Origin of the sequence: Vibrio sp. 1159 (assembly GCF_033340395.1) — a bacterium.
Lineage (GTDB): Bacteria > Pseudomonadota > Gammaproteobacteria > Enterobacterales > Vibrionaceae > Vibrio > Vibrio alginolyticus.
This window is the reverse complement of record NZ_JAWOWL010000052.1, coordinates 1-26,100: the sequence shown is the minus strand read 5'-3', so window position 1 is coordinate 26,100 and position 26,100 is coordinate 1. Positions and strand designations below refer to the sequence as shown.

The window sequence follows — 26,100 nt, the reverse complement described above, 5'->3', positions numbered from 1 at the left end:
AAACTCAGTATATTGTATAAAAGTCGCTCAACTTTAGGAGGTTTGGTTTCTCGTCTGAATTACGCAACAAAGCCGTTCTCGTGACAAAAGTCCCATTCATTGGATCCAAACACAGATATTTTAGACACTTTAGTTTCAAGTAAAGCAATGTAAACTCGGAGAGAGTCAACTAGGCTATCCTCTACATCGGTTAATTCATTGATACTGTGTTGTTGGATTATCTTAACTATCGGGTATTTGAATAGCTTCGCGTTGATGAGTAATTCAACATTTAATTCATTCATTTACATTAGTGCTCCATTTGAAAGCTCTATATGGAGTGACAGTAGTTCTGCTTCTTTTCGGATATCAATATCAAAATCTGAATTCTCTCCCAATACTTCATTTAACAAAGCAGTGTTCTGTTTAATGACACTATGGTACGGAGTATTTAGAATTTTTGAATTGTTCAATAAGTTCAAAAATTCTCGTTGTTGTGCAAACAGCATAGGAAGGTGATCCCTCGTAATTAAGCAGTTATCACAAACAAGACATTTATTGAATAGCGAGCATGGTTGCCCTTCCACATAGTTTGGTAAGTTACGAATAAACTCTGGTGGGTCCATTACGTTGACACAGGCAACTAATCCCGTACTTACTGTGGTAATAGGTATCTCTTCCGGCTTGTTTTTATCAGTATGTTTATTGGCCTTTTTTGGGGACGTTATACATTTTGAATGAATTTTCTTTAGGGCTTCATTGACCTTTTTTCTAGCAAAGCGATCAAAGTCCATTCGATCAAGATAATCAATTGTGGTTGTAATTGAACGGTGACCTAATAACAGCTGCATCTCTCGAATTGATACACCGGCCTCTATGTGTTCGGAAACAAATGTAGCTCTAAATTTTGATATATTAACTTCCAGAAAATCGCCGTTGTCATCTCTAAGGTTGTGATTTTTCACAAACCGAACAGCTGACGCATTGTCAAAACTACGCTCATCACGAAAGCTACGGATTGAGATTATTTCTCGACTCTTGTGCCTAAATATGAATAATCTGTTGATATTAGATTCTGATGCATATTTTCGAAAAGGTTCTGTGAGTTTCGTAACTTTATCAAAGATCCATCGGACTTCTTGACCCTGTTTAATTGTCATCCACTGTATTTCCGCATCAATCAGGTCTAAGTGAAGCCTTTTTTGACCTAATGATCTGACTTTCCAATAGCGAATACAGGGCTTTCCGGTTGCTGGGTGATTCCATACAAAGTCATCTATCTCGAGATCAACGATTGCCTCTCTATTCATTCCGGTCACTGCAGCCAGTTTCATCATAAACACATACATCAAATAACTATCAATTTCCGGAATAATGCCAATTGAATGTAATGCATCCTGTCTTAGGCTATTGCCGTACCAATTTTCATCTTTGGCTCTAGCCCGAGCAAGTTTGGCACACTCAATTGAAAATTTATCACTTGAATCTTTATCCCTCAAAGCATAACAACCTCCCATGTGTTCAATGATGCAGTTAAGTAACGGGTGATAAAAAGGGTCAACCTCTTTATATTTATCTTCTGACACTACTAATGTCTTTGAATCAATGTCATTCAATGTTGAGTCTATGCATTCAATCAAGTCATACCTAGAATTGATGCTAAACGGAGTTCTTTGCTCTGTGGCTCTGACATTTTTAAAGCCGATAACATCTATGAACTTAAACTCTCGCTGATCTTGAAGAACGGAAAACCTATTTAAAAATAAACGAAATGCTGATATTGCAGCGTTCGCAGCTCTGGTTGAGAATTTCTTGGAAATAACATTCTCTTCCTGAAACTTCTTAAATCTTGTTAATGAGTATGTGTGGAAAACATCATGGAGCGAAGAACTGCTATTTATTCCGATATAGCCTAAGTAGGGCTCAATATATGTTTCGAACTCAGCTCGACCATAACTGGTGTTAATTGTTCCATGATAGAAAAGATGTTTGAATGGTAAGTAAGGCTCGGCTTTCGTGGCTGTAACTAAATCATCAGAATGTGTGACAGCAATACCTCTTAGTGTGTTTAGTAACTTATTTTTTTTTCGTGTTTCCTTTGAAATCTCAGCTTGTTCACGTCGACTCGAATTGTCCTTTCCCTCAACACCAGCATGTTGCTGAAGCTGAGAAAAATATTCATCTAAAGTTCTATTGACAAGGGCTCTTGCCCCTTTTTGTAAGTACCTTGGTATGCCAGCATCTTCTTTAATTTTCAGCTTTGTTTGGAATGGTGTTTCGTGAGGATACTGTGACGAATCACAATCCCGTAAGAATAGTACTAGCCGTCTATTGTATTCGTTGGCATAAATTGAAAACTCAGGGAAATAGCAGCCAGTTTCAATCATTTTTTGCTGTATTGGTCTGAAAAAATATTTCCACCTCGATAAACTTGCGACTGATACCCTCAAACAATGCGAAGCATATGGGATAATGCCTGGTACACCTTTTTCTGCCCTACTTAATGGTATTTCAAGAAGGCGCTCCTTCGACCATGAGAGCACATCTACAGCCCATTTCTCTGCCAAAGCTTTCTGGCTAGAGCTCCCTTGGGTTGTATTGGGCCTAGTGATCGTATCACGAACGAATAGAACCATAATATTATTTCTTGTCCTGCACTTTGATTTTTAGTTGGGTCTTCTTGCAAAGTCTTTCCATCATCATTGCTCTTGTAATCGATTCTCCGTTGTCGTCAACCATTTCTCGATATATTTCCATAGGTATACTGGTATAGGCATCCTGAGTGGTTTTAAGTGAGGTATGGCCTAACATCAGTTGAACTTGTACTAGTCGATCGAGGTACTGTGTGTTGTCATCGTTAGATTGCAAAACAGCATAAGCAAAGCCATGTCTAAGCTTATGTGGAGTAATCATTCGATTGAGTGTACCTTTAGCTCTAGCGCGTTTGGACAGTCGTTCAAATAACTTGGAAATGCCGCTTTTAGTCAAAGGCCTTCCTTCCGAATCAAGAAACGCGGGGATACTGGCTATTCCCTTGAATGAACGAATATTCCGTTTATACAAAGGTGAAGAATGGTACTTTTTTATGCGATTTAAAGTAGGAAGACTTATTCTTGTTGTCCTGTACTTCCATCCGCCTTGTTCACGACTCTTAGAGCCACGAACACTCAAAGGAACATAATCACTAGCAGCAAAGTTGTCTGATGACTTTTTAATGCTTTCGTATGTGCGTTCGGTACACTGCTGGATATCTTCAAGTGTTACTCTTGGCACTTCTGATACACGTAACCCAGAATCGTAGATAAATTGAAGTAGCGCTCGCTCTCGTTCATTTTTAGTAGCAGATATCAGCTCGAACAATTCATCAAATGAACAGGAATCTACAATATTCGACTTTCTCTTTACAGCAAGGGGACCATTAACATAAGGATCGGTTATTATAAAATTATTGGTATATAAGAACGCATAAAATCGCCTCAATTGAGCATCATAATTTGAAACTGTTACGGAGCTAAGACCTTTGACATTGGTTTTATAATCTAAGTATTTTCTAATTTCGAACTCAGAACTAAGAACTAGAATCTGTTCCTCATTCAAAATCGCTTCTTCGGCAACTTCTACACGATGCTTTACAAATAATTTAATAATATCGAACTGCTTTGAAACAGTAGCCGAAGACAATTTATCTTTAATTAAAGATTTTCGTAGATACAATGTAAGTATCGGCATTACCTTCATGTTAGAATCAAGAGCGATCACATTAGTAAACACCTTCGATTGAGTGCTATTCCCACAAGTATTTAGTTGAACAGATTGTTTGAAACACTGCTTTAAGAACATAACTCAACTATCTCGCAATTGTTGGGAATGGATTTTGTGAATAGCGGACTAAACGGAACTCAGTAGAGAAACAATTTCTTCGGAGTGGGTAAAAGAATCAAATGCTTCATTTTGCAAACCATATAAGTCGTATCCGTGTTGAAGTGTCGGTCTAACAAGATAGCTAGTTCCAGAAAAGCAAGGAATAGCCGTTTTAATCCTGTAAATGTTTTTATCAGTTCTGACAGCAAAATAAGCAATACCATTATCTTCAATTAGATTACTCAACTGGTTCTAAGCCAAAGTTCCTGCTCGAGGCGAAAATACATTCACACAGTAACTGTAGTTCATGGTGTCATAAATACATAGGAGGTGTTTAGATTTATTGAACCAGTCATAACGTTATAGGCATTTTTTTCATGTCAACAGAAGACACATTTTAGATATAGTAATCACCTTAATGTGCATTAATTTATAGTCTTATAATAAGGTGTACGTCATAGACGCCGTACCGCCTTCCGTTGCAAACAGATCGAAGTCTGTTGTCATTGGCATTGGGCCGTACATCTCTTCTGCAATGTATTGCTTCACAACGGTTTCGATGTTCGTCAACATACGTGGGGGCACTGGGTAGTTACATGCAAGGTATGCGTTAACCAGTTCATTCAAGAATGCTTGTTTCTCTAGACCCAAACGGTCTTTTGCGTAGCTCAGCGACTTTTCCAAGAACTGTACGCCTTGGTCTTGTTTATTCTTGCTTGCAAACGTATCGAAGCGTTCAACAATGCCCACACCATCTGGAATGCCACCGAAACCACCATCTAGGTATGAATAAGTGCGCTCGGCTTCCAATATTGCGAACTCACCCAAACGAATGAACGCTTTACGTGGTAGTGTCGCAAGAAAATTAGGATTACCACGACCTGCATCTAATAACGCGCGGTCAGGAACAGTTTGTGCCACTTCAATTAGTTTATCTTTTAATTCAAATGGGCTTAAATCTGCAAATTTTGAAAAATCAATTGTTGTGTTTTGCGTAGTCATAATATTTACCTGAATCTATTATTTAGTAAAATTTGGATAATACTTCCCCTACCGCCTATTTAATTAGGCGATAAGCGTGTTCGAATTTATTTAAATTACATGCCTGCGTTTAAAGTAATAATGCCGACAATAATTGGACCCCATAGGGTAAGCAGTACATTGGCGACTGCATAAGTCACAGTGAATGAGAATACTGGCGTTGCGTTACCTGTTTTTTCCATTAAAGCCGCGAATGCTGGGTTCGCACTTCGTCCACCTGTCACACAGCCAAGTGCTTCAACCGGGTTCTTAATCTTCAATACAAAATATGAGAAGAAGAACGAAATAATCTGAGGGATAATCGTTACACCCATGCCAAGGAACAACAGAGACATACCGTGTTCTTTGATGGTGTCGACCGCTTGAGGCCCAGCCTCAAGGCCAACAATGCCTACAAATGCTGCCAAACCGAAATCTCGAATAAAGTTCGCGGCACCCACAGGAAACTGAGCAACATGCGGATTGCGGCTACGCAACCAACCGACGATCAAACCTGAGATCAAACAACCTGCACCAGAACCGATAGTGACGGGAATACCAGCAATCTTAAAACTGATTAGACCAATTAATAGGCCCACCACCATGCCCATACCAAGCACGATTAAGTCAGTCACGTTTGCTGAGCCCATTCGCTGACCAATGTTTTTCTCAACGCGATTGATATCTTTTGCGGTACCTGTAAGCTGGATGACGTCGTTTTTCTTCACCACAAGATCCGGCGTCATTTCAATTGAGTTGCCTTCACGAATATAGTCTGTCACATAAATGCCGCGCATAGAGCCTTGGTTCGAAGCCTCTTTAATCTCTTGCAGCGACTTACCAATCAGTTTGCGGTTGTCTGCGATCAGTTGACGGTTTTCTTCAATAACTTCATAGCCTTCTGGAAGTGCAATCTCGTTGTCAGCCAAACCATCTTGCAGCTGATGTACTGCATTACGGCGACCTGTTACAACAATGACATCCCCTTCTTTCAGTGCTGTGAATTTGTCCACTTCTAGCACTTTGCCATCACGTTGAATCAATTCAATACAAGCAGCTAGAGCGTGTTGGTTTAACTGAGCTAGGGTTTTGCCTGCTAGCCCGCCATCTTTGCTCACTTTAAATGCTCGTGTAACCAGCGCGGTTACTGCGTTGAATTCACCCGGCGCAAGATCGCGCTTACCATTTGAGTTTTTCTCTTCTAGCGCAATCGCTTCTGCTCGGATATCCCACTTCATCAGTGTTGGGAATACCCATGTCACCATAAGAATTGGACCAAGCGAACCAAAGATGTACGTAACTGCATAGCCGACTGCGACGTTGGTCTGCATTAGGTGTTTCGCTTCTTCTGTCACACCACCAAGACGTGCGATCGCATCACCCGCTGTACCGATGATTGCCGATTGAGTCAAACCACCAGCTGCAAGACCAGCTGCCGTACCTCTGTCTAGATCAAACATCCAAGCTGCCGCTAACACACAAAGCAGACCTGAAACCGTCATAACCACGGCAGAAAGTAGAATGTTGATGGTTCTAAAGTTCAATGCTTTGAAGAACTGCGCACCACCTTGATACCCTACTGCGTAAATAAAGAGCGCAAAGAAAATGCTTTTTACGCCGGGATCAATATGAACACCAAATTGCCCAATAATTACACCCATTAATAATGTTCCGGCAACACCGCCAAGAACAAATCGACCAATGGTAATTTTACCAACCATATAACCGAGAGAGAGCGTAATAAAGAGAGCAACAAATGGTGCCATGTCAAAAAGGTTAGAAATAATTTCCATGACAATTTTACTCTTACTAATAAATATAAAACTCAAATAATCTAACTAATAATCTTTCACTCATATTTGTTGGATTATTTAATTTAAAAAGCATCTCGTTTGCTTCGAAGCGAATATTAGGAACAAAAACTCACAACTCGTAATCCCATTTGAAGGATGAAACCATCACTTCGCATATTCAAAAGCAAAAATCGATCAATAATTGTCGAAAATTTAATAACTTAGCGTTCTGCAATGAACACCAGATAAATCGCAAAATAATTTTATTTTTGTTTTCGCGCTTCAAAAAGCGGTTTGGTTGCATCATTCCCTCTATATAGCGCATAACACCTTTCGTTTGATGGATTAGATCCTCCAAAAGCGATTATCACGGATGCCATCATTTGCCTTATCTTTCCATTCATCAAGTTAATAGAGAAAAACACCATGAACTCAATGCCACATGAACTTGTGTGGGGCGAAGTTTACTTCCCACCCTTGTTGCTGGTTATTGCATTGGCTTACATGCTCACCATTTTGGTCGGAACCGTTGCTACAAAACTGGGACTCCACAAATACGTTGCATTTCCTGCACTCGCAGAGCTAAGCCTAATTGTGATTTTTACTGGCGTTATTGGTCGATTCATTACGATATTTTGAGGCAAATTCCGTGATAAAACGTTATCTCATCACACTGCTACTACTGTGTTCCGCTGGCACCGTGATTTTCAGCTACTACCAATCATACTCTGACAACCCTTGGACTAGAGATGGCCAAGTTAGCGCGCACATCGTTTCTATAACCCCCCGCGTAACAGGACAAATCATCCAAGTCTACGTTGAAGACGATTCGCAAGTGAAACAAGGCGATTTGCTGTTTGAGATTGACCCAAGCATCTATAAAGCGGCGTACCACAAAGCGCTAGCAGCTCAAAAGCAAGCCATTGCATTACTAGCAAAGGCCAAAAATGAAGAGCAGCGAGCACTTAAGTTAGAAAAGCGCACACCTGGCGCCGTACCTGTACTGACATTGAATAACCTAGACAATGCAGTGGAGACAGCCGTTGCCAACGTAGAACTCGCGAAAGCCAATGTTGAAGAAGCCAAGCTAAACCTTGATTACACAAAAGTTTATGCGCCAACGAATGGTTATATAACTAATTTGAACTTACGCGTCGGCTCTCAAGTCGTCGCTAACTCCCCAGTCGTGGCTTTGATTGATGAAGACAGCTTTTGGATCGAAGGATATTTCAAAGAAACGGATTTAGTTGGCGTTGATCCACAAGATAAAGCCTACGTGACCTTAATGATGCACAATGAAGCTGTGCTGGAAGGAAAAATCAAAAGCATTGGCTACGGCATTGCGAAGCAAGATGGTAGTACTGGTAACGATCTTTTGCCCAATGTGAACCCTAACTTTCAGTGGATACGCTTAGCTCAACGCATTCCAATTAAAGTTAAATTAGATCACTTACCGAAAGATTTTCAACTACGTGTTGGTATGACGGCCTCTATCAAAATCATCAAACAATAATGCGGTGGAATGTATGTTTAATGCCTCAACCAAAGAAGCAATCAAAGCTGCGCTGTCTATCGTTATCGCGATCTGCCTTGCCTTATGGTTTCAATGGGAGAAACCGTATTGGGCAGCGATCGCAGTCGCGGTAATGGCATTAAATGAAAGCTTCGCTCACTCAATAAACAAAGGTCATAATCGCTTATTAGGAACCCTCCTTGGCATCGGTTATGCCTTTTTCCTCATCACGACGTTTTCTCAAGATCGCTTTTTGTTTCTCACCTTCTTCACCTTGTTTTTAGGTGCGTGCATTTTTATGTCGAGCGACGAAAAGTATGGTTATGTGTTCTCTATCGGTTTTGCTGTGTGCTCCATCATCGCATGTATGGGAGGATTTGATAGTCAAGCAACGTTCCACTTCGCTGTTCTTCGCATGCAAGAGACGATTCTTGGTGTGATCACGTTTTCTGTTGTGTACCGATTAGTTTGGCCAGTCAGTACAGAACAAAACTTCATTCAACGTTTTGAGGCCAGCAGAGAGGCGATGCTTAACGCTATGAAATCGCCCAATGATATAGATACTGAAGCTCTTGAGACCAACACCGCCAACATAGAAAAGTTATTCCAACTGGTCGGCTTACCACTTACTGGCAGCTACCACTTGAAAGAACATCGTCAGCTATGGCGTGCGCGTTTAAATGAGATGGCACAAATCCAAGACCGATTGCTAGAACAAGCAGATAAATCGCAAAGTCGTGAGATCGATTGGCCAACACTAACGCAGCAACTGCAAAGCTTTGATATTAAAAATCCAAGTACGTCGCTCATTGGTCACGTTGCTTATGTCATGCAAAGAGAGAAAAACACGGTTTGGCATCACGAGCATCGAACGTTTATCCAGCATTTGAATGAAGACGGCAGAAAGGTATTGCAAGGTGTATCCATGTTCGTCACTTCTTTGTTGATCTGGATTTATCTGCCCGTACCCGGAGGTTTCATTTTTCCGATGCTAGCAGGCGTGTTCTCTTCAATCGTTCCTACTATGCCACCAAGCATTATTAAAGATGCATTTTTTGGTGTGATAGGCACTGGCACGGTGATTCTATTGCAATACATTTTCCTAATGCCAATGATGACCGAGCTTTGGCAGCTTGGGCTATTCTACTTCATCAACATCATCGTAATTTGGAAAGTCTTTTCCACACCAAAACTGATGGTACACAGAATTCTAGGTATTAACTTATTGGTTGTCTTGACATCAGGAGCGCTCAATTTAACCCCAGCGTATCGAATTGAAACGCCCTTGCTGATGCTGGTAAACATTATGATCATTTTGATGATTGCCAAGTTGTTTACTGATCTGTTTCGTGTTCGCGTTACGGTCTAAGCGTCAGCTCCGTACTTGAAACTAAAGCCCTGCATTGCTTCTGCTATGCGGGGCTGTTTGTTTGTGAGCTAGCCATTATTCTTTCGTAACCCATAAAGCGAGGATAGTATCCATCAAAAGCGATTAACGGTATTTCTCTTCACCTCATAAAATCCTCTCATTGATTCACGAAATGCAATCGAAAACCATGCATTCACAACGTCAATCACAGCAAACATATCTATCTAACTGAACAAGAAGTTCAGTGACACATTAACTGTCTGAGTCTCGAAGGTTTGAGACTATTCAGAGTGGAAACTGTCATGAGTTTTTTTGAATTACGCGCCGGCAAGACGTCTTCTCTTACTGTGCTCGCGAGCGCACTAATGCTTACTACCCCCACTTTTGGCTTCGCCGCTGAAGAGACGACGACCTACAACGAAGTAATCGAGCAAGGCCGAGCACTGTTCGACAAATATGGTATCAGTCATGATTTACCAAAACTGGCCATCAGCTCTCTAGTTCAAGGCGAGCATTTGGTCGAGCATGCCCACCGAAGTGTTAAAATCGGTGATAGCGTTCGCGATTCGTCCGTCTACTTGGTCAAGAACACCGATAACAAAGGCAACATTGATCTGCGTATCAAGTACAACCCTGAACAACTCGATGAAAATGAAAAAGTACTTGATGAGATCGAAGCTTTCACACGAACAGAATACCGCCTTCGAAACTACGCAGAGAGTTTTGATCCGTCATCAGTAAGAGCCAAAGAGGATCAGAATGGTAATGTGATCATCAGTTTTAATTACTCAAAATACGGTCTTCCTCAAGATATCGCCTACTTTCGCTTTTTAAGCGTTGATATTGAGTTGGTTAATGGTGAACCGAAACGTATGGTCATTACCAACGATAAACCGTTCACACATCACAACTACCAAGTGGATTCTTACGATCAAGAGATCCTCTTCCAGAAGTTAACATCAGGCAAAATTGCGATTGCCAGTAAAAACACCAAGATAGTTGGTTCAAAGAAAAATAAACCCCTCGAAATGATGAGCAGCGTAAAACCGGTAGCGATTTATGAAGATAAGCTTGGCGTGCAAGTACTAGACGAAAAACGCTTGAATGAGGTCTCTGATCCACGCATGCAAGAAGCCAGTGTTAAGCTAGACCGCGTTTTTCCTTTAATGGGTGATATGGTTCGTCGTCAAGGTATCGATTTGCCTCTGCCGTTTGGTGTATCGCTAGCGTATCGAAATCAAGATATGAATATTCCATTTAATGATTTCACGATTGAAGGCATCGGCCTTAATGAATTGTTTGATCCAGAAGACAGTGTCGGCATCGTGAGTGCTGAGAGCATGACGCTTCGTGGCGATGTAAACATCCTGCCATTTTGGAATGTATTTGGTTACATCGGAAAAGTTAATGTCGATGCCAATGTTGATGCCGCCTACACGGGTGAAGGTGGCCAGTACATAAAAGATAAGCTGAACGATAAACTGCCAGGATTAGGTGATAAGTTTTGCGATGGTTTATCTGCACTTTGTAGTCGCGGACGCCTAGACGTGCCGCTGCATTTGGAATATGACCTTCGTGGTATAGGTACAACCCTTTCGGTTGGCTATAAAGAATTCTTTGCTTCTGTCACTGGTACCTATTCGCAAACTCGCTTAAAGGGCTTAGATGATTGGGGCGATGGTATTGTTACTGTACAGCCGATGTTGGGTTATCAACTTGTCGATTATCGCACGCAGTTCTTTGTCGGAGCAGAATATCAAGGACTGGACGCTCGAATGGACGGGCATGTAAAAAGCGGTGATATCGAATTCGATTACGACATTGGTGTAGATCTTAATCAATGGGCGTTTTTGACTGGTTTCAATAAGCAAATCGGCAAAAACTACAACCTGACCTTTCTCTATAACAAAGGGGAAACTCGAGAGTCAGTGACCTTAAATCTTGGTTACCGTTTCTAGCTCTCAGGAAGAGCCCGCCCCTATACGATGGTAGGACTGCATCCTACAAAGGCGATTACTGAAACTGTCGCCGATGTCCTACCATTTGAGCCATCAATTCAACAAGCCATCCAACCATTCACGGATTAATGCCAAAGCGTCAGGACGTCGCTTGTTAGATGCCGTTTAACATTTTCGGTGTACGCACCAAATGACTTTTTGGACATAACAATGACTTTACTCAATCGCTCAACTTTAGCCATTACCATCACTCTTGCCTTAGCGGCTTGTGGTGATGATTCAAGTAAACCTAGCGTTCCTTACGATCCGGAGCCATTACAACCGTTACCGCCAGAGCAAATCTCTTTGGAAATTGGTGATGCGACCATTCAAGCCACTAAAGAGTCCCTTGTCATCACACCCCTTGATGCGGATGAAAAACTGGCAGCGGTAGAGGCGTTCAAAGGTATCCAATTTGCGCAAGCAGACCGCTTTCAACACAGCATTGTGGCCCCACTTGAAGGCGATATTGATGCGACTCAGTTCGGTGATGCGTGTCCGCAGTTAAAAACCACCACACAAACGCAGTCAGAAGATTGTTTGAATCTAAACATTTGGCGACCAGCCGGGACAGAAGCGTACGCAGATTTGCCAGTTTATGTCTTTATTCACGGTGGAGACTTTGAATACGGCGCGGGCTCAGAACCGCTGATTCATGGTGATATGGTGGTTGCACAAGGTGCTGACGATGGTAACCCGTTTATTGCTGTTACTTTTAACTATCGTTTGGGCTTGCTGGGCAGTGTTTGGGTCGATGGTTTGGACAACCCTGAGGGCGGTAACTTTGGCCTAGGTGATCAAAAACACGCGCTTGAATGGGTTCAACAAAACATAGAGGCATTCGGCGGCAATCCGCAGAATGTGACACTCATGGGTCAAGGTGCGGGTGCCATGTCGGTAGGAATTTTACAGCAATCAAAAGGCGATGCTGCAATCGCAGGTGAGCACTTTCAACGTGCCATCATGCAAAGCAACGCTTACGGCTTTGAATATAAAAGTTACGATGTTGCCAAGAGCCAAAGACCAGAGCAAAGCGTTGAAGATCTGACGTTACTACCACTTGAAGAGGTTATGAAGGTACAGAGCGAGATGCTTGATCCTATTCAGCGTCTCAAAAACTGGGTACTGACCGCTGCGAATATTCCGGTTATCAGTCCAACACGCGACAACAGCCCATTAGCTACGTTGATGCCATTTGCGCCTTACATCGAGCATCGCCCACCAGCGTTTCTAGTGAAAGAAGTTCCAGGCTATCACTTTACTGAACAAGCGATTGAGAGTGAATGGATCGTACCGACGGTAATTGGCTCAAACAGTGCAGAAAGCAATACTCTAGGCATGCTGCCGAGCCTGACATTTTTGATCCCAACTATTATTGAAATCTTGAGCCAAGAAGCGCCAGAAATCATTGAAAGTGGTGACGAAAACTTAATCGTCGAATACATGGTGGAGTGGCTAGAATCGGAAACGAACTTAAACCGTTTACGCACCGAATATCGTTCATTACTCAACGATTCAGCTTCGATTGAACTCGATCTTTCTGACTTATTGGAACTGCTGCCTAGCACCGCTTATGAGGCGATGACTAAGTTGTTCTTCGGTTTGGGGAACTCCGATTCAACAACGGAGTTACTTGCTCTGGCTGACTTCTTCCCCAACGATGAAAGCGAACTAAATGGTGCGACCAAAAACATGCAGCAATTCAAAACCACGTTGCATGATTTGCTCTTCACGGGTCCAAACCGTCATAAAGTTTCAACTGAAGAAGCAACAGGGGCAACGCCAAGCTTCTACTACTTTGACTACAAACCTGGATTCAACGTATGGACTTACAATACCAAAGGTGAAAATGGCGATCTCGACGTTGGCGATTTACTCAAAAGCATCAGTTGTATTGTCGGCGCTTGCAATGCATCGGAATTACCATTTGTGTTTAATAAAGCATTAAAGCTTGATGGTTCAAGTGTTCGTCCAGGTAGCAAAGACAAAGCAATGATGAACGAGCTCTCTCGTATGTGGTTTAGCGAACGTTTATTTGAGGACTTCCAATACAACAGCGCGACTGACCGAGTATTGCTGATCGATAACGATGGCGGTATTCAATCCACACAAGACTGGGACAATGCTCATCACTCAGGCATCGATCCAAAACTGCGCCAAGGTCGCCTCAACGGTCTCGAGGAACTTGGGCTGATTCTGAGTCACATGTAACGTTATCTTCAGTCACTAAAAACTCGTTACCGAATACCTAAAAGCCAGTTCGCTGGCTTTTTTCATCCTTATTCCTTGAACATAATTAGGAAGGTTTACTCATGTTTCCTAACGCCATTCGTGCTCTGCTACTCTTTATCTTCGGCGCGCTGTTGGTTGGCTGTGCCCAGCCCTACCCTCAAGTTGAACCGGATTTTGAAGCCAATTGGCAAACTACTCAGCATCAAGCCGAAGTTTACTTAATTCCTACCGCTCCAGAAGCCTTTGCTCGTCGTGTTGAACTGGTAAGAAACGCTCAGCAAAGCATCGATATGACTTACTTTTCTTGGGAGAGTGACACGCTTGGTTTGATGCTACTCAATGAACTCAAACAAGCAGCAGATCGAGGCGTGCAAGTTCGACTCACTCTCGATGATTTATTGATTTTTAACGAGAAATGGCTTGCTGATCTCAGCGCTCACGACAACATTCAAATTCGTTTATTCAATCCGTTTGATTCACGTAAGTCAGGTTGGATTGGTCGCGTCGTCAACTTCTCTACTCACCAACAACGTTTGGACAATCGTCTGCACGAGAAGTACTTCAACGTCGACCATCAATGGATGATTCTAGGTGGACGTAACATTGGCGACGACTATTTTGGTTACAGCCGCAAAGCCAACTTCTTTGATATGGATGTCTTGTTCAAAGGCAGCATTATTCGAGCGTTCGCCCAGAACTACCAACAACTTTGGGACAGCGAGCATGTCACGCCAATAGAAAACATCGTTAACGTTACCCCAAACTATTCCGCGTTTACTAAAGCGCTTAATAAAGGTGAGAAAGACAAAAGCATCATTCTGGCTGAAGTTGAAAAACAGGTTAAAAAACTGACCAGTCCCGACTTCATTGCTGCGCAAGTCACCCCCGTTTTCGACTCATTAGACAAGTTAGAAAACAACAAACCCTACTTTAGAAAACGGGCAGAACACCAAGTTTGGCAACAAACAACCACTGCATCCAAAGCAGTGATATCAACGCCTTACGTGGTACCGAGTGATGGTGAATTTGCCTTTATTGATACCTTGGTGGAGCAAAAAGCGGACATCACGTTAATGACGAACTCGTCTGCTTCTAATGATTCTGGCTTTATTCCGGCTTATTACGAGAAACATCGCCAAACCCTGTTGGATAAGGGCGTTCATATACTTGAGTACAAAAACCAAGCGAAAAATGATGACCATTACTTCCATGCGGATACTTATTATCACAACAAGACGGTGATACTCGATGATCGGCTAACTTATATCGGCTCATCAAACTTCGACCCAAGATCGGATTTCCTCAATGTGGAATTTGGTGTGTTGGTCCAAAGCGAAGCCTTTGCAGAACATGTCATGCACTACTTAACCCGACAAAAAGATGAACTGTTTTGGCGAGTATCTCGAGATGGACAAGGCCAAACTCAGTGGCAATCAATGAATGAAACCCATACTAAGAATCCAAACTATGGTGTATGGCATAAGGCGCCTAACTGGATATTCAAGAAACTGAATGGTGAGTTCGAACTCTAAACAATCAAGACTTAAAAGGCTCTCTATCTGCAAGGATGAGAGCCTTTTTAATGTCCGCTAAAACTGCGTGCCTAGCGAAAAGTGAACACGGAATTGGTCTCCTTGCGGAGCATCTAAACCGTAAGCAAAATCCACTTTGACGGGCACGTATTTTGAATTCCATATCAAACTCAGCCCTGTACCGCTTTTCCAATCCACCCTATCGTTGAAGGCATCACCAACATCATAGAATGCCCCAAGCCACAGTTGGCTGTAGACCTGATATTGATATTCCAACCCAGCAGTAAACATGTAACGAGCACCCGTTAAATCGCCATTTTCGTCTCTCGGAGAGATGGATTCATAACCATAACCACGAAGATTGCCATCACCTCCCGCAAAGAAACGTAATGATGATGGAATATCGCTCAAAGTGTCAGCGACATTAATACCGACATTGGAACGAAAGTGAAACTTGTGTTTTTCACTAATATCCCAAGACAGCACACTGTTGCCTTCAATACGCAGCAAACGAGAATCGGAGAAAAAATTAGGGTCTGAGTATTCCAATGAGTAAACGTGACGGTGCTTTACTTCTAATTGATCGTTCTTGCGATCAAGTAGTGAAAATGTCACCCCCGGAAATAACAACTGTGATTCGTTATTCTCCGACGCTTGTCGATAACTTTCTTGCAAATAACGAACGTGCATGGTGCTTTGCCAATCACTGTCTAACTGCCAGTGTTTTTCAAACGATAAACCATTGGAAAAACTCGATGTGTCTCGATAGTCGACATGCTTAGATTCAAACTGAATCCCGTAGTAATCCGTCAGGACATTTTGGGTGGGAATTTTGTAGCCAAGTAATAGCGATTGTTCCGGTTTGGAAGCGTACGCTTGTGCCTCAAAACTGTGTCCACGTGCGTTATACCAAGGCTTGGTCCAGTTTAGCGAAGCGCGTAATCCCAAGTCTGTCGAATACCCACCACCGACTTGCACAATATTGCGTGAACTCGGCTCTGCGAGCACTTCTATCGGCACCTTATGACCATCGGATATCGCCTCGAAATCCGCTTTCACAATCACACTGCGAAACCAATCAGTACTGGAGAGATCGGCCTGATATTGACTCAATTTCAAAGTATCAAAATCGTCGCCCCCCTCAAACGTTCTCATCGCTTCTATTCGTGCCGTTTCGATACCCGACGTAAGGACAGAGAGCTCTCCAAATTGGTAACGAGAACCACTAGAGAAATGCAGATTCACATGGGCTTGATTCAAGCTTGGAATGACTTCCAAAGACGATTCGATAAAACGCCCATCTAAGTAACCTTTTTGCTGAGCCAATGAAATCAAGTTTCGTTTTAGTGTGTCGTACTCAGAATGAAGCAACGGCTGCCCTTGTTTAAGTTGAGCTTGATTGATTAGTTCGATGAAATCCTGATCGTTACAGGCCTCCCCCGACACGGCAAGGTTAGATTTTGCCACCAACATCACCTCCCCAGCGTCGACCTCAAGCGTGATGAGATCATTCTCGGATCTCTGAACTCTGAGCTCGGAATGATAGTAGCCATAAGGGTTTAACGTATTATTAACCATCTGCGTTAGTCGATTTGAGGTAATGTTTGAAACAGAGAGTTTCGTTAGTGGTGTAAGGTGACTTTCAAGATTTTTCTCTAATATTGGTGTTAGCCCTTTGATTTTAAATTGCGCTCCGAGTGCATGATGTAAAGGCATAGAAGCTAAAACTGATATACCTATTATTTGTTTAATGAGAGGAGACACACCGCTACCTAGTTTAGCAATACACTCGACAAGATTAATGATGGAATGATATATCAGTTAATCGCGTTTGTAGGATTGCTCCCTACGAAATCCTCTCGAAAATTCACGTTTCACAAGTAGATACTTTGAACGATAAATTGGCTCAAGCTAGGAGGTGGCAAATCATGCGGTCTGAAATAGGTATACTGTTTGCCAAAAATACAAAACCCAACGCTGAATGGATCTCATCAAGCGTTGGGTTACATTGATAATGTGTTTTTTAATCTAAAAAGCGTCTGTTAGTAAAACTAGATCGAAGAACAGTTTCCTTTTTCTGCCATGTCGACTTTTAGTACTTCTGCTTTACCTTTGCTTTCGTCTACGAGTTCTACGCCCGCACCACCAACAAATACACCCATTTTAATGTATTGATTAACGAAATAATTACGGCCCTCTTCCGTTAAGATAGTTAAGTGATTTTCAGAAAACTCAGACTCTGTACTTACTTGATGTTCTTTATTGCCTTCGACCTCATGGTAGAAGAATACACCAGGAGCGGTTTCACCAATACATTCCCCATCGACGTAAACATACTTTTTAAGCGCTGCTCCGACAAAAGCGTCTTCTCGATAAATGTAAATCCCTGCGTTCCCCTTTTGAGGTGCTTCAAATGATTTCATTTGATTTGATACTGTCGAATCAACAGTAGGAACAGAAGCACAACCTGACAAACCCAAAAGGAATGCGGAACACAGAATTACTTTATTTTTCATGTTATTAACCTAGCTACGATAAAATCGCGCCAACCATACTATAAATAAATACGTTCACTTATTGGTATTTTTGAAATTTGTGATTCAACCTATGCAATAGCACTCATTTAGCGTATAGATTGAGCAAACATTAGCCATATAATAATCACGAGAATAAAATGCCCTGTATCTAACGATCACTAAATGCCACTTTACTCGCTAGACTGATAAGTAGAATACCTGAAACACCTTCAAGAGTTCTTGAATAACGCTGAGAGTGTGGACGACTAAATACCCAATTACCCACAGAGGCGTACAAAACGTTACATGTCGTCGCAAGTACGCTGAACAGCAAGCCAAGTACTAATAATTGCATTGATGTTGAGCTTGCAGACGTATCAATAAATTGAGGCAGAAACGAGAGAAAGAATAGCGCTACTTTTGGATTCAAGACGCTGACGATAACCCCCTGAACAAACACATTTTTATTATTATCAACATTTTTGTTTTCAACGATTTTACTTTCTCCACGCCACATAGACAGTAATGACTGAACACCTAAATAAACTAGGTAAGCGGCCCCTAACCATTTAACAACGCTAAAAGCCAAAGATGAACTCAGAATTATTGCTGACAAACCTAAACATGCCGCTAGTGTATGAAAAAAGTAACCAATACCAAGCCCCAGAGCCGCTTTCAACCCAGCAGATAATTTACCTTTCATTGTATTGGAAACAATATAAATTACATCAGGTCCAGGAATCATGTTGATAGCGAGACAAGCGACAACAAATAATAATAGTGAGTTTGAATCCATTCTTTTCTCCAAATTAACGTCTTGCGGGATAACATTTCATCGAACTACAAGTAATGCAACGTCCAGGTTTCAATTGGTTATATTTAGTATTAACAACACGTTACTAATACTACAGCACTGCGCGAAGAGCACAATCATGAACAGTGATACGAATTAAATTATGGGCCTTTGTTAGCCCTTTGAATGATAATATTTAGCATCGTTTGGTTGTAAGCTTTTTCTAGCCAGCAGCTCTTATGGAAGTTAACAAATCGGCCACTTAGTATACTTAATAGACCGTCAAATCAGATAGATTACACGGAAATCGCATGAACATCCCCGTTATTCAAGGGCTCTGAGAACCTTGCTTAAGTAGTTTACATCCATCGCACACTTCATTCGTTTACGTTGAAGGCCTCCCTTAAAGCTCGTTTCTTGCTTTAAAAGGTTCAAACACGCCTGTCTGATCCTTGAAAAAGCCTCTGCGCGATCATCGACTCGAATGCGACATGCATCTTCTCTGAAACTAACATCCAACTGCCAGTGCATCGACTCGATTCCCCAGTGAGAACGCGTTGCATCATGCAGTTCTTTCGCACTAAGTTTCTTTGAACTGATGTAAAAGCGAACCGACATATCTTCCTCTGTCGCGGACCCTTCTGTTTTACGCATATTAACCATGATACCCACGCTTTTTAGCGCCGGCCATTCATGCTCTAAATCACCTAAAAATGACAGCTCATTCGTCACTAATGCACAGCGTGTTTCCTCACGCCCATGCCCTTTTCCCTGGCTCGCATAGCTGTCTCCCTCTGAAAATCCCTGCAGCATTGAGGGGCGATAAAACTCACCTATCGCTTTCTCCAGTGAACCTTGATTTCCTTTCACTGCAAGTAAGTAATCAGCATTTTTATCGACTATCTTTTGGGCGATTTTTCTCTGACAACCCATTGCATCAATCGTCACTAAGCAACCAGATATATTTAGCAATTCCAACAACTTGGGGATCTCTGTAATTTCATTGGTTTTGCAATCAACTTTAGATTGCCCAAGACAAAGACCTTGCGCCGTGGCAAAGGCGTTCACCATATGAATTGCTGAGCGCTCTTCAGATTTATTGTAAGAACCGCGAACGGTTTTTCCATCGATTGCTACCACTTCGCCATCTGTGATTTGATGACAATCTTTCATCCAACTGATGAATGCCTTTTGCATCGCTGACGGGCTCACCATGCCCATGACGCGAGCGATGGTATCTGACGACGGAATGCCATTGTCAAAATCACCCAATGACTTAAGAAAATCGGTTCGGCTTTCACCAAAATCACAGATACCTTCCCAGGTATCAAAACCGGATAGCACACCACAGATCGTCAACAAAATAATGTCTGACAATTTGTGCTCTACCTTAGCGGCTTGACGGTAATCTTTTATCACTTCGAAATGCATAAATGGGTTCGTTATTGTCGTCATAATCTGGCTCCGTTTAAGTTACAGAACCATTCAAAATCACTCAAAATGATCCTTAATGAGTTTCCAATGTTGTGATGAATGTAGAAGAAACGCCTTGTAAATTAGAAGATACTAATTTGACGAGAGCCCTTTAAAAATGGGAACTTTCATGCGATTGCCCTGAGATAGATTATCTATTCTTATTTCTTCAAGCCTTTTTTGCTTCATTTTCCTGCCTCACTAAGCAGCAACTTAATACTTGCCACACCAAAAAATAACGCGAACACGCCTTCAAAAACTGCTTTGGATCTGAGATAGGTTTGCCTGACCTTTTTATACGCGAAAAGAAAAGCATAGCCAAAGAAAACCAAAGCACTAACCAGCCCTACAACAAAAATGACCGACAACAATTCCAACGGACTGGCCGTAGGAGGAACCCCTATCGAATAAAGCGCACCAAAAAACAGAATAGCTTTTGGGTTAGTTAAGTGAATTAACACTCCGGTTAAGTAGTTACCCTTCTCTGTCGTTACGTATGTTTTGGGTAACTTTAGCTGCTCGATGTTGCAGGCAGAATGTACGGACTTTAAAGCCAAAAATAAAAGATAAAATGCCCCACAATATCTAAGAATTTCAAAAAGCCAAACATTGCTATAGAGTATGGTTGCGAGACCAAAAGCGGCTGAGGTTGACCAAAATAAAGACCCCGTTAAAACACCTGCAGCCAAATACCCTCCAAAGCGTCGACCGTGGTTCATTGACGTGCCTGCTATCGCAAGAGTTGCAGGTCCGGGGCTAGCGATGGCAGCGATAGCTGATACGACAATCAGTGAATAATTTATCTCTTCCATTTTTACTCTAAGCCTCCAAGTGGAGTTTTATCAACACTTATCGCGGAATACTCTATTGAACGTACATCAGAAGCGTAATACTGATTAAAACACCAAGTGTCACGAATCGAGTTGAGATTCTTTGGTATTTTACTGCTCCAAAATAACATCAAATCCGCCATAAATGAGACGCTTTCCATCAAAGGGCATTGGGTTATTGTCTGGACTCATTCGAGGATCACCCATGATCCTCGAATGAGTCCCGAACTTCTTTTGAAGGCCAGACTACCCACGAAAACACAACGGTTTCGTTGCTTTCAGCGTTAACTGCCATGGGAAATGATGTGATCTCACCATCTGGTACTTCACTCCCCCACGTCTCAACAACCTTTAAGGCCCCAAACTCCCTGAACATTTCTGCTGCTATTTTTGCGTGTGCGATATACTTTTCTTTATTCGCTGTCGGCACTGCAGCGACAAACCCATCAATGTATGACATAAGTAAACTCCTTTCATTGGAGTTATAACCATAGCTCAATAAAAAGAATGCACATGATGCCAAACCATAGAAGCAGGTACGTAATACAGCTTGAGAGCTACATTCCTAGCTTGGACTTTATATGCATATTTGAAAGGTATGTGTTTGGATCAAGCTTGGTTAGCATATTTATAATCTCCAAAACACTCGAATACTCAATACGTTCCTCTTCAGCATGCCCGATCCCACCTATTGTAAAGTGAGTAAAGCGGTAATCACGATAAACGTTTTGCAGCTGGCTAGAAATATCTTTGAGTAATCTTTTACTGAGGGCGAATGCAGGGTATTCACTACTTTCTGAAAGCTCTGCTGTAGAGCCAATAGATACAATATTGCATTTATCGTTAAGTGAACCTAAAGCGTTAAGCTCATTGACTAAATTAAGATACCCAATCGGGCCAACATTCATAAACTCAATCAGTTCGTTTGTTGTCAATTCTGAAGACTCTCCCCACATGGACGCCAAATAAACTATGATGTCAAACTCTACACCTTTGAAGCACGTATAATCTGGCTTTTTACCGGGATCAACGTCAATACAAGCAGAAGCGACTCCCTCCTCAACTAGCTTTGATCTAGAAATCGCATAAATTTCTGTACCCTGTAAGTTCGTAGCCAAGAACCTTCCTAGACCCTTACTACCTCCAACGATTAAAATCTGCATAACCCTATTCCTTGGTTAAGGTTGTCTTTCATATTGTCCGCCAAACTGTTCATTAGGCATCACTTTAACGTTTCTATTGCCCTACTTAGTTCTATCTTCAATTTCATCGAATGGTTCAACTGAAATACGCTCTGCAATTTCACTCATCTTCTTCATTTTTTCTGGGTTACTAGTTCCCCAAAACCGCTCCCAGTCTTCACGTGTTCGCCACTTGGCAATAGTTAAAACCTTTTCCGGTACATCGTAAGAACGAAGCATAAAACTACCAAGCGCCCCTTCTACTGACTGATGAATTGAATCTGTCGTCGAACGCCATATATTTTGAAACTCATCCATTTTTTCACTTGGCACACGCCATTCATACACAACTCTAAACATAACACTTCCATTAAAATTTCTAGATTTAATACGGCAAAGTATTAAGAACACTAAGCCAGGTGAATAGCTGAATAAAGCAACATAGTAGAGCGTAGAGCAACATGAAAAGCAAAGTGTAAACGCTCTAAATCACTCCGATTCGATTAGTCATGCACACATTCAAAGATTTCGTATTGACGTTTAACATTGGCAGTTACTTTTCCCCAATGTGAGGCTTGAACTCTTTCCTGATGTTGCTTAAAAGAGGCTTTGTCGACGAACTCCTCATAGACATCAAAACGAAAAGGATTAGTCGAGCTTTGAGTCACAAGAAAAGTAAGGCAGCCCGGCTCTTCTAACGTGAGCCTTTTGTGAGTTATTAACGCATGTTTTACTAATTCTAAATCCTTTTCCGGAACTAAAATAAAGCCTTTCAATGTTACTTTCGACATATCATCCTCTCGCCCCTGTAACCTTTCGTTAAGAAGTAGCCAACACGCCCTCAATCTCAACCATCATATCGCAAATGTGAATCTCACCATGAATTAAAATGCCACGTGTTAGGAATCTATTTCTAATGCCCTATCGACTTACGAGCATAAGGTTATCTCTACCCTTTCTTTGCCTTTACCGATGTTCTTGCGTTTTAATTGAATTTGGCCGACTTCTGATGTGCGCTTTAAATGAGTGCCACCGCAAGGTACTTGCGCAAACCCATCCACTCTCCAATACCTTCTTTCGCTCTCTTGATCGGAAAAGTCACTAATAATAACTGAATCAGAGTTAATCAAATCTTGCACATCAGTTTCAATAGCGGGCCAATACTTTCAGACCACTCGAAATCTATGCGACTCTTATTTTCAGAAATATGCGCGCCTATCTTAACAATGCCTTCCCGACGCTGATAAAACATCTCGAGCACCACTTCAGCCGCAAAGTGTAGCTTCATTAAGGCGTATCTACGCTTCCAATCAATATTCGTAGTTACAATGTCACCAAGAGTAAAATTTGGAGAGGATTCCAATGTGTAAATAAGTCGAACACCTAACTTTTGAGCAATCAAAACCGGAATACCATTAATCGTTCCTTTATCACTCTCTTGGCCTCCAGACTCTGCAAAGAAGATAGTCTGGTCCAATTCAACCTTATTTCCGTCTACATTGGTCACTCTTGAGTTAAGTTCTGTTTGGTAGGGATTAACCCAAAATAATTTCTCGCTCATGCTGCTATCCTTGCAGTAAGTCCTATCCTTGATAGTACATTCAGTGACCACCAAGTCAATTCAAGAAACCTCGCCGTCAAGTGTAAGGCTGTGTATTGAGTACGAGCAGGCTAGATCTATTAGATGCTTTTAAGGCCGGGTACTAAACGCTGTCCAGGGGTTTAGCTAACAACCCGTAAATTGCGGAATCTGAGACTACTCCATTCACTTCCCAACGCTGCCTTAGGAAACCTTCCTTTATAAAACCTAACCGTTCCAAGACTTTACCTGAAGAAGCATTGTCTGGATCTATCTCAGCCTCGATTCGACGTAGATTCAGTGTTTTGAATGCGTGTTCGATTAATGCAGTTCCCGCCTCTAATACAATGCCTTTACCCCAGAAATGACGACTAACGCCAAAGCCAATTTCTGCGCGCCTAGACTCTTTCACGTGATTAAACAGCATTATCTTACCCAGAAGTTGGCCATTGCTCTTTAGGAAGATGCCTAGTGTCACTTCTGTATTGCTATTCATGGCCTGTGTACTCTTGGCTATAAATGTCCGCGCTTCTTCAATTGAAACCCAAGGGCCAGAGTTCCAATATTTCATGACCTCATGGTCTGAGAAGATGTCAAACAATTCGCTTGCATCATCTTCAACTAGCTCTCTTAGAATTAATCGTTCCGTTTCAATCTTTGTTACTAACATTTTGGGGTCAGCCTTTTGGTTTGTTATTGGTGACGAAAATCCAATAAAAGTATGAGACACGTAATACAAATGATTTCGTATGAGACTTTTAAACAAGCTCAACGCACGACAAAAGCGCCACGTGTAACGACTCTATATTGAAGCAAATTTTAGACATTCAAGTGCGTCAACAAGTAACCGTTGAACGCATCAAAGCTTGGGGTGAGTTGATCACAAGTCCTAAACTCAGGCTCAAAATAGTCCATATACTTTATTATCACTTAGTGACGATTTCCTTCAGTACTCTGGCTGGGTTGCCACCAACAACGACATTGTCTCTAAAACTCTTTGTAACGACTGCGCCAGAGGCTACCACCACGTTGTTCCCAAGTGTTACGCCAGGGTTGATTACGGCATGGCCACCTATCCAACAATTGTCACCAATGTTTATGGGCTTTGCTAGCTCTAAACCACTGTTCCTCTCGATAGGATCTAAGGGATGAGTCGCAGTATAAATGCCAACTTGAGGCCCAAGTAAACAGTTATCACCAAACTTAACTTCCGCAACATCCAAAATCACACAACCAAAATTAGCGTAAAAATTATCTCCAACGTGAATGTTGGATCCGTAGTCGCAATTGAAAGAAGATTCAACATGAATATCGTCCCCTGTTGTGCCGAACAAGCGCTTAGTTATTTGAACTCGCTTTTGTTTATGCTCAACAGACGTGGCATTCAATTTTTCAGTTAGTAACCTAGCGCTCAACCTTAACTTTAATAACTCTTCATCACTTGGGTCATAAAGCTCACCTGCTAACATTTTCTCTTTTTCTGACATAAAACTTGGACTCCAATACCAATTTTCTTACAACGCTACATTAAGTATGTGAGTAACGCTACCTCCTAAGCGAGGCTGTTCCACCACGAAAACAAAGCCCGACTTGAACCCTAGTCCTCAGCGCTATCAATTTAGTGCACTACCACCACCGTTCTCACTAACTTATCACCGAGACGTTGCCTCTTTTTACCAAGAATGAAAATTGAGTCAATAAAACCGAAGAATGGAGTAATAACATTTCGAAAGAGCGACTGAAAAATATTGCACTTTTTACCCGTTCTTGCACTTATAACTGCAATGCCCAAAAGTTTTTTACCCACACTTTGACCATTTGGTAAACAATCAGAAAAAAGGTAATACGATACAGTCGCAGTTACTGCTATAGCGCGCACAAGCTCTTTTTCAATACCGATTTCTAAGCCGACCCATAAAACGAGAGTAAAAATGCTAAAACTGACAAAAAGATCAATCATTTGTCCAACACACCTAACTCCCGGACTAGCCAAAACGTAATTTTCTAGAGTAAATTTTCCTGCATTTTTCATTTTAAAATTTGGACTAACAATTGTTTATTTGTGAACTAACGCTATTGAGACAGTAACATCCCCACTAAACCTAATCCATACTTCCTCATAGTACGGTCGAACCTGATTTTTCTATCTTTTCAATATATTACCACGCTCGTTCTAAAGGCTAGATTGGTAATATTTCAACATCTCTTCTTGATTAAGCGCTTTACTTTCTAACTTTTGTTGATCTTTAAAGATTTGAGCTAATGAAGGGAGAATTGAGCGATTTACTTTATAGTCATCAGACCAAAGTTTCCCTCTCATCACCGCTTTCGCACAATGAAAGTACATACTCTCTATGGCTTTGTTGCGTAATTCAGACGAGAAACCAAACCTCCTAAAGTTGAGCGACTTTTATACAATATACTGAGTTTCA

General features: G+C 41.7%; 21 protein-coding genes and 4 pseudogenes. 6 read left to right on the top strand and 19 right to left on the bottom strand.

Annotated elements, in window-relative coordinates; genetic code table 11:
* Nucleotides 1-59: 59 nt before the first annotated feature.
* The 5 genes and pseudogenes from R7127_RS24755 to aspT all read right to left on the bottom strand — a co-directional run bounded on the left by R7127_RS24755 (nucleotide 60) and on the right by aspT (nucleotide 6,653).
* On the bottom strand, nucleotides 60-284 hold the full coding sequence (locus tag R7127_RS24755; RefSeq protein WP_318142160.1) for a hypothetical protein: 225 nt from the start codon (nucleotides 282-284) through the stop codon (nucleotides 60-62).
* Nucleotides 285-2,615 (bottom strand): site-specific integrase, encoded by a 2,331-nt coding sequence (locus R7127_RS24750; protein WP_050550128.1) that lies wholly within the window; start codon nucleotides 2,613-2,615, stop codon nucleotides 285-287. It lies immediately after the preceding gene.
* Between the two features lie 4 nt (nucleotides 2,616-2,619).
* Nucleotides 2,620-3,738 carry a tyrosine-type recombinase/integrase gene (locus R7127_RS24745; protein ID WP_161781350.1) on the bottom strand — a complete coding sequence of 373 codons (1,119 nt, stop codon included), beginning with the start codon at nucleotides 3,736-3,738 and terminating at the stop codon, nucleotides 2,620-2,622.
* Nucleotides 3,739-4,287: 549 nt separating this feature from the next.
* Nucleotides 4,288-4,842: pseudogene (locus R7127_RS24740) on the bottom strand (bifunctional aspartate transaminase/aspartate 4-decarboxylase); the annotation flags it as partial.
* A gap of 95 nt (nucleotides 4,843-4,937) precedes the next feature.
* A complete protein-coding gene (gene aspT, locus R7127_RS24735) occupies nucleotides 4,938-6,653 on the bottom strand; it encodes an aspartate-alanine antiporter (protein WP_172563214.1) in 1,716 nt (571 codons plus the stop codon).
* 426 nt (nucleotides 6,654-7,079) lie between these two features.
* On the opposite strand from aspT, the gene R7127_RS24730 reads away from it, so the two are divergent.
* The 6 genes from R7127_RS24730 to R7127_RS24705 all read left to right on the top strand — a co-directional run bounded on the left by R7127_RS24730 (nucleotide 7,080) and on the right by R7127_RS24705 (nucleotide 15,296).
* Entirely contained in the window at nucleotides 7,080-7,292 is a 213-nt protein-coding gene (locus R7127_RS24730) for a DUF1656 domain-containing protein (RefSeq protein ID WP_005377106.1), read from the top strand.
* A 10-nt stretch (nucleotides 7,293-7,302) separates the two neighbouring features.
* Nucleotides 7,303-8,166 carry an HlyD family secretion protein gene (locus R7127_RS24725; protein WP_053306989.1) on the top strand — a complete coding sequence of 288 codons (864 nt, stop codon included), beginning with the start codon at nucleotides 7,303-7,305 and terminating at the stop codon, nucleotides 8,164-8,166.
* Nucleotides 8,167-8,179: 13 nt separating this feature from the next.
* The gene (locus tag R7127_RS24720; RefSeq protein WP_053306988.1) at nucleotides 8,180-9,535 is read left to right on the top strand and encodes an FUSC family protein; all 1,356 of its coding nucleotides are present in this window, start codon (nucleotides 8,180-8,182) and stop codon (nucleotides 9,533-9,535) included.
* Nucleotides 9,536-9,837: 302 nt separating this feature from the next.
* Complete coding sequence (locus R7127_RS24715) at nucleotides 9,838-11,493, top strand: hypothetical protein (RefSeq protein ID WP_017821369.1); 1,656 nt, start codon at nucleotides 9,838-9,840, stop codon at nucleotides 11,491-11,493.
* Nucleotides 11,494-11,703: 210 nt separating this feature from the next.
* Nucleotides 11,704-13,743 (top strand): carboxylesterase family protein, encoded by a 2,040-nt coding sequence (locus R7127_RS24710; RefSeq protein WP_171344949.1) that lies wholly within the window; start codon nucleotides 11,704-11,706, stop codon nucleotides 13,741-13,743.
* A gap of 101 nt (nucleotides 13,744-13,844) precedes the next feature.
* The gene (locus R7127_RS24705) at nucleotides 13,845-15,296 is read left to right on the top strand and encodes a phospholipase D family protein (protein WP_005377101.1); all 1,452 of its coding nucleotides are present in this window, start codon (nucleotides 13,845-13,847) and stop codon (nucleotides 15,294-15,296) included.
* Nucleotides 15,297-15,353: 57 nt separating this feature from the next.
* On the opposite strand, the gene R7127_RS24700 is transcribed toward R7127_RS24705, so the two are convergent.
* The 14 genes and pseudogenes from R7127_RS24700 to R7127_RS24635 all read right to left on the bottom strand — a co-directional run.
* A complete protein-coding gene (locus R7127_RS24700; protein WP_230856645.1) occupies nucleotides 15,354-17,012 on the bottom strand; it encodes an autotransporter assembly complex protein TamA in 1,659 nt (552 codons plus the stop codon).
* Nucleotides 17,013-17,347: 335 nt separating this feature from the next.
* Nucleotides 17,348-17,812, bottom strand: coding sequence for a DUF2846 domain-containing protein (locus tag R7127_RS24695; RefSeq protein WP_005377099.1), 465 nt, complete (start codon nucleotides 17,810-17,812; stop codon nucleotides 17,348-17,350).
* Between the two features lie 169 nt (nucleotides 17,813-17,981).
* A complete protein-coding gene (locus tag R7127_RS24690) occupies nucleotides 17,982-18,608 on the bottom strand; it encodes a LysE family translocator (RefSeq protein WP_033907480.1) in 627 nt (208 codons plus the stop codon).
* 321 nt (nucleotides 18,609-18,929) lie between these two features.
* Nucleotides 18,930-20,060 (bottom strand): ISAs1 family transposase, encoded by a 1,131-nt coding sequence (locus R7127_RS24685; RefSeq protein ID WP_318142140.1) that lies wholly within the window; start codon nucleotides 20,058-20,060, stop codon nucleotides 18,930-18,932.
* Between the two features lie 203 nt (nucleotides 20,061-20,263).
* Entirely contained in the window at nucleotides 20,264-20,890 is a 627-nt protein-coding gene (locus R7127_RS24680) for a LysE family translocator (protein WP_017821466.1), read from the bottom strand.
* Between the two features lie 129 nt (nucleotides 20,891-21,019).
* Nucleotides 21,020-21,368 (bottom strand): annotated as a pseudogene (locus R7127_RS24675) (DUF1428 domain-containing protein).
* Nucleotides 21,369-21,465: 97 nt separating this feature from the next.
* Nucleotides 21,466-22,071 (bottom strand): hypothetical protein, encoded by a 606-nt coding sequence (locus R7127_RS24670; RefSeq protein ID WP_017821464.1) that lies wholly within the window; start codon nucleotides 22,069-22,071, stop codon nucleotides 21,466-21,468.
* Nucleotides 22,072-22,152: 81 nt separating this feature from the next.
* The gene (locus tag R7127_RS24665) at nucleotides 22,153-22,449 is read right to left on the bottom strand and encodes an antibiotic biosynthesis monooxygenase family protein (RefSeq protein ID WP_033907479.1); all 297 of its coding nucleotides are present in this window, start codon (nucleotides 22,447-22,449) and stop codon (nucleotides 22,153-22,155) included.
* A 143-nt stretch (nucleotides 22,450-22,592) separates the two neighbouring features.
* The gene (locus tag R7127_RS24660) at nucleotides 22,593-22,880 is read right to left on the bottom strand and encodes a putative quinol monooxygenase (RefSeq protein ID WP_005377083.1); all 288 of its coding nucleotides are present in this window, start codon (nucleotides 22,878-22,880) and stop codon (nucleotides 22,593-22,595) included.
* Between the two features lie 138 nt (nucleotides 22,881-23,018).
* Nucleotides 23,019-23,650: pseudogene (locus tag R7127_RS24655) on the bottom strand (alanine--tRNA ligase-related protein).
* 142 nt (nucleotides 23,651-23,792) lie between these two features.
* The gene (locus R7127_RS24650) at nucleotides 23,793-24,338 is read right to left on the bottom strand and encodes a GNAT family N-acetyltransferase (RefSeq protein ID WP_025768089.1); all 546 of its coding nucleotides are present in this window, start codon (nucleotides 24,336-24,338) and stop codon (nucleotides 23,793-23,795) included.
* Between the two features lie 256 nt (nucleotides 24,339-24,594).
* Nucleotides 24,595-25,155: a sugar O-acetyltransferase gene (locus R7127_RS24645; RefSeq protein WP_005377080.1), complete on the bottom strand. Its 561-nt coding sequence runs from the start codon at nucleotides 25,153-25,155 to the stop codon at nucleotides 24,595-24,597.
* 131 nt (nucleotides 25,156-25,286) lie between these two features.
* Nucleotides 25,287-25,700, bottom strand: coding sequence for an RDD family protein (locus tag R7127_RS24640; RefSeq protein WP_033907478.1), 414 nt, complete (start codon nucleotides 25,698-25,700; stop codon nucleotides 25,287-25,289).
* Nucleotides 25,701-25,841: 141 nt separating this feature from the next.
* Nucleotides 25,842-26,024: pseudogene (locus R7127_RS24635) on the bottom strand (pyridoxamine 5'-phosphate oxidase family protein); the annotation flags it as partial.
* Nucleotides 26,025-26,100 lie beyond the last annotated feature (76 nt).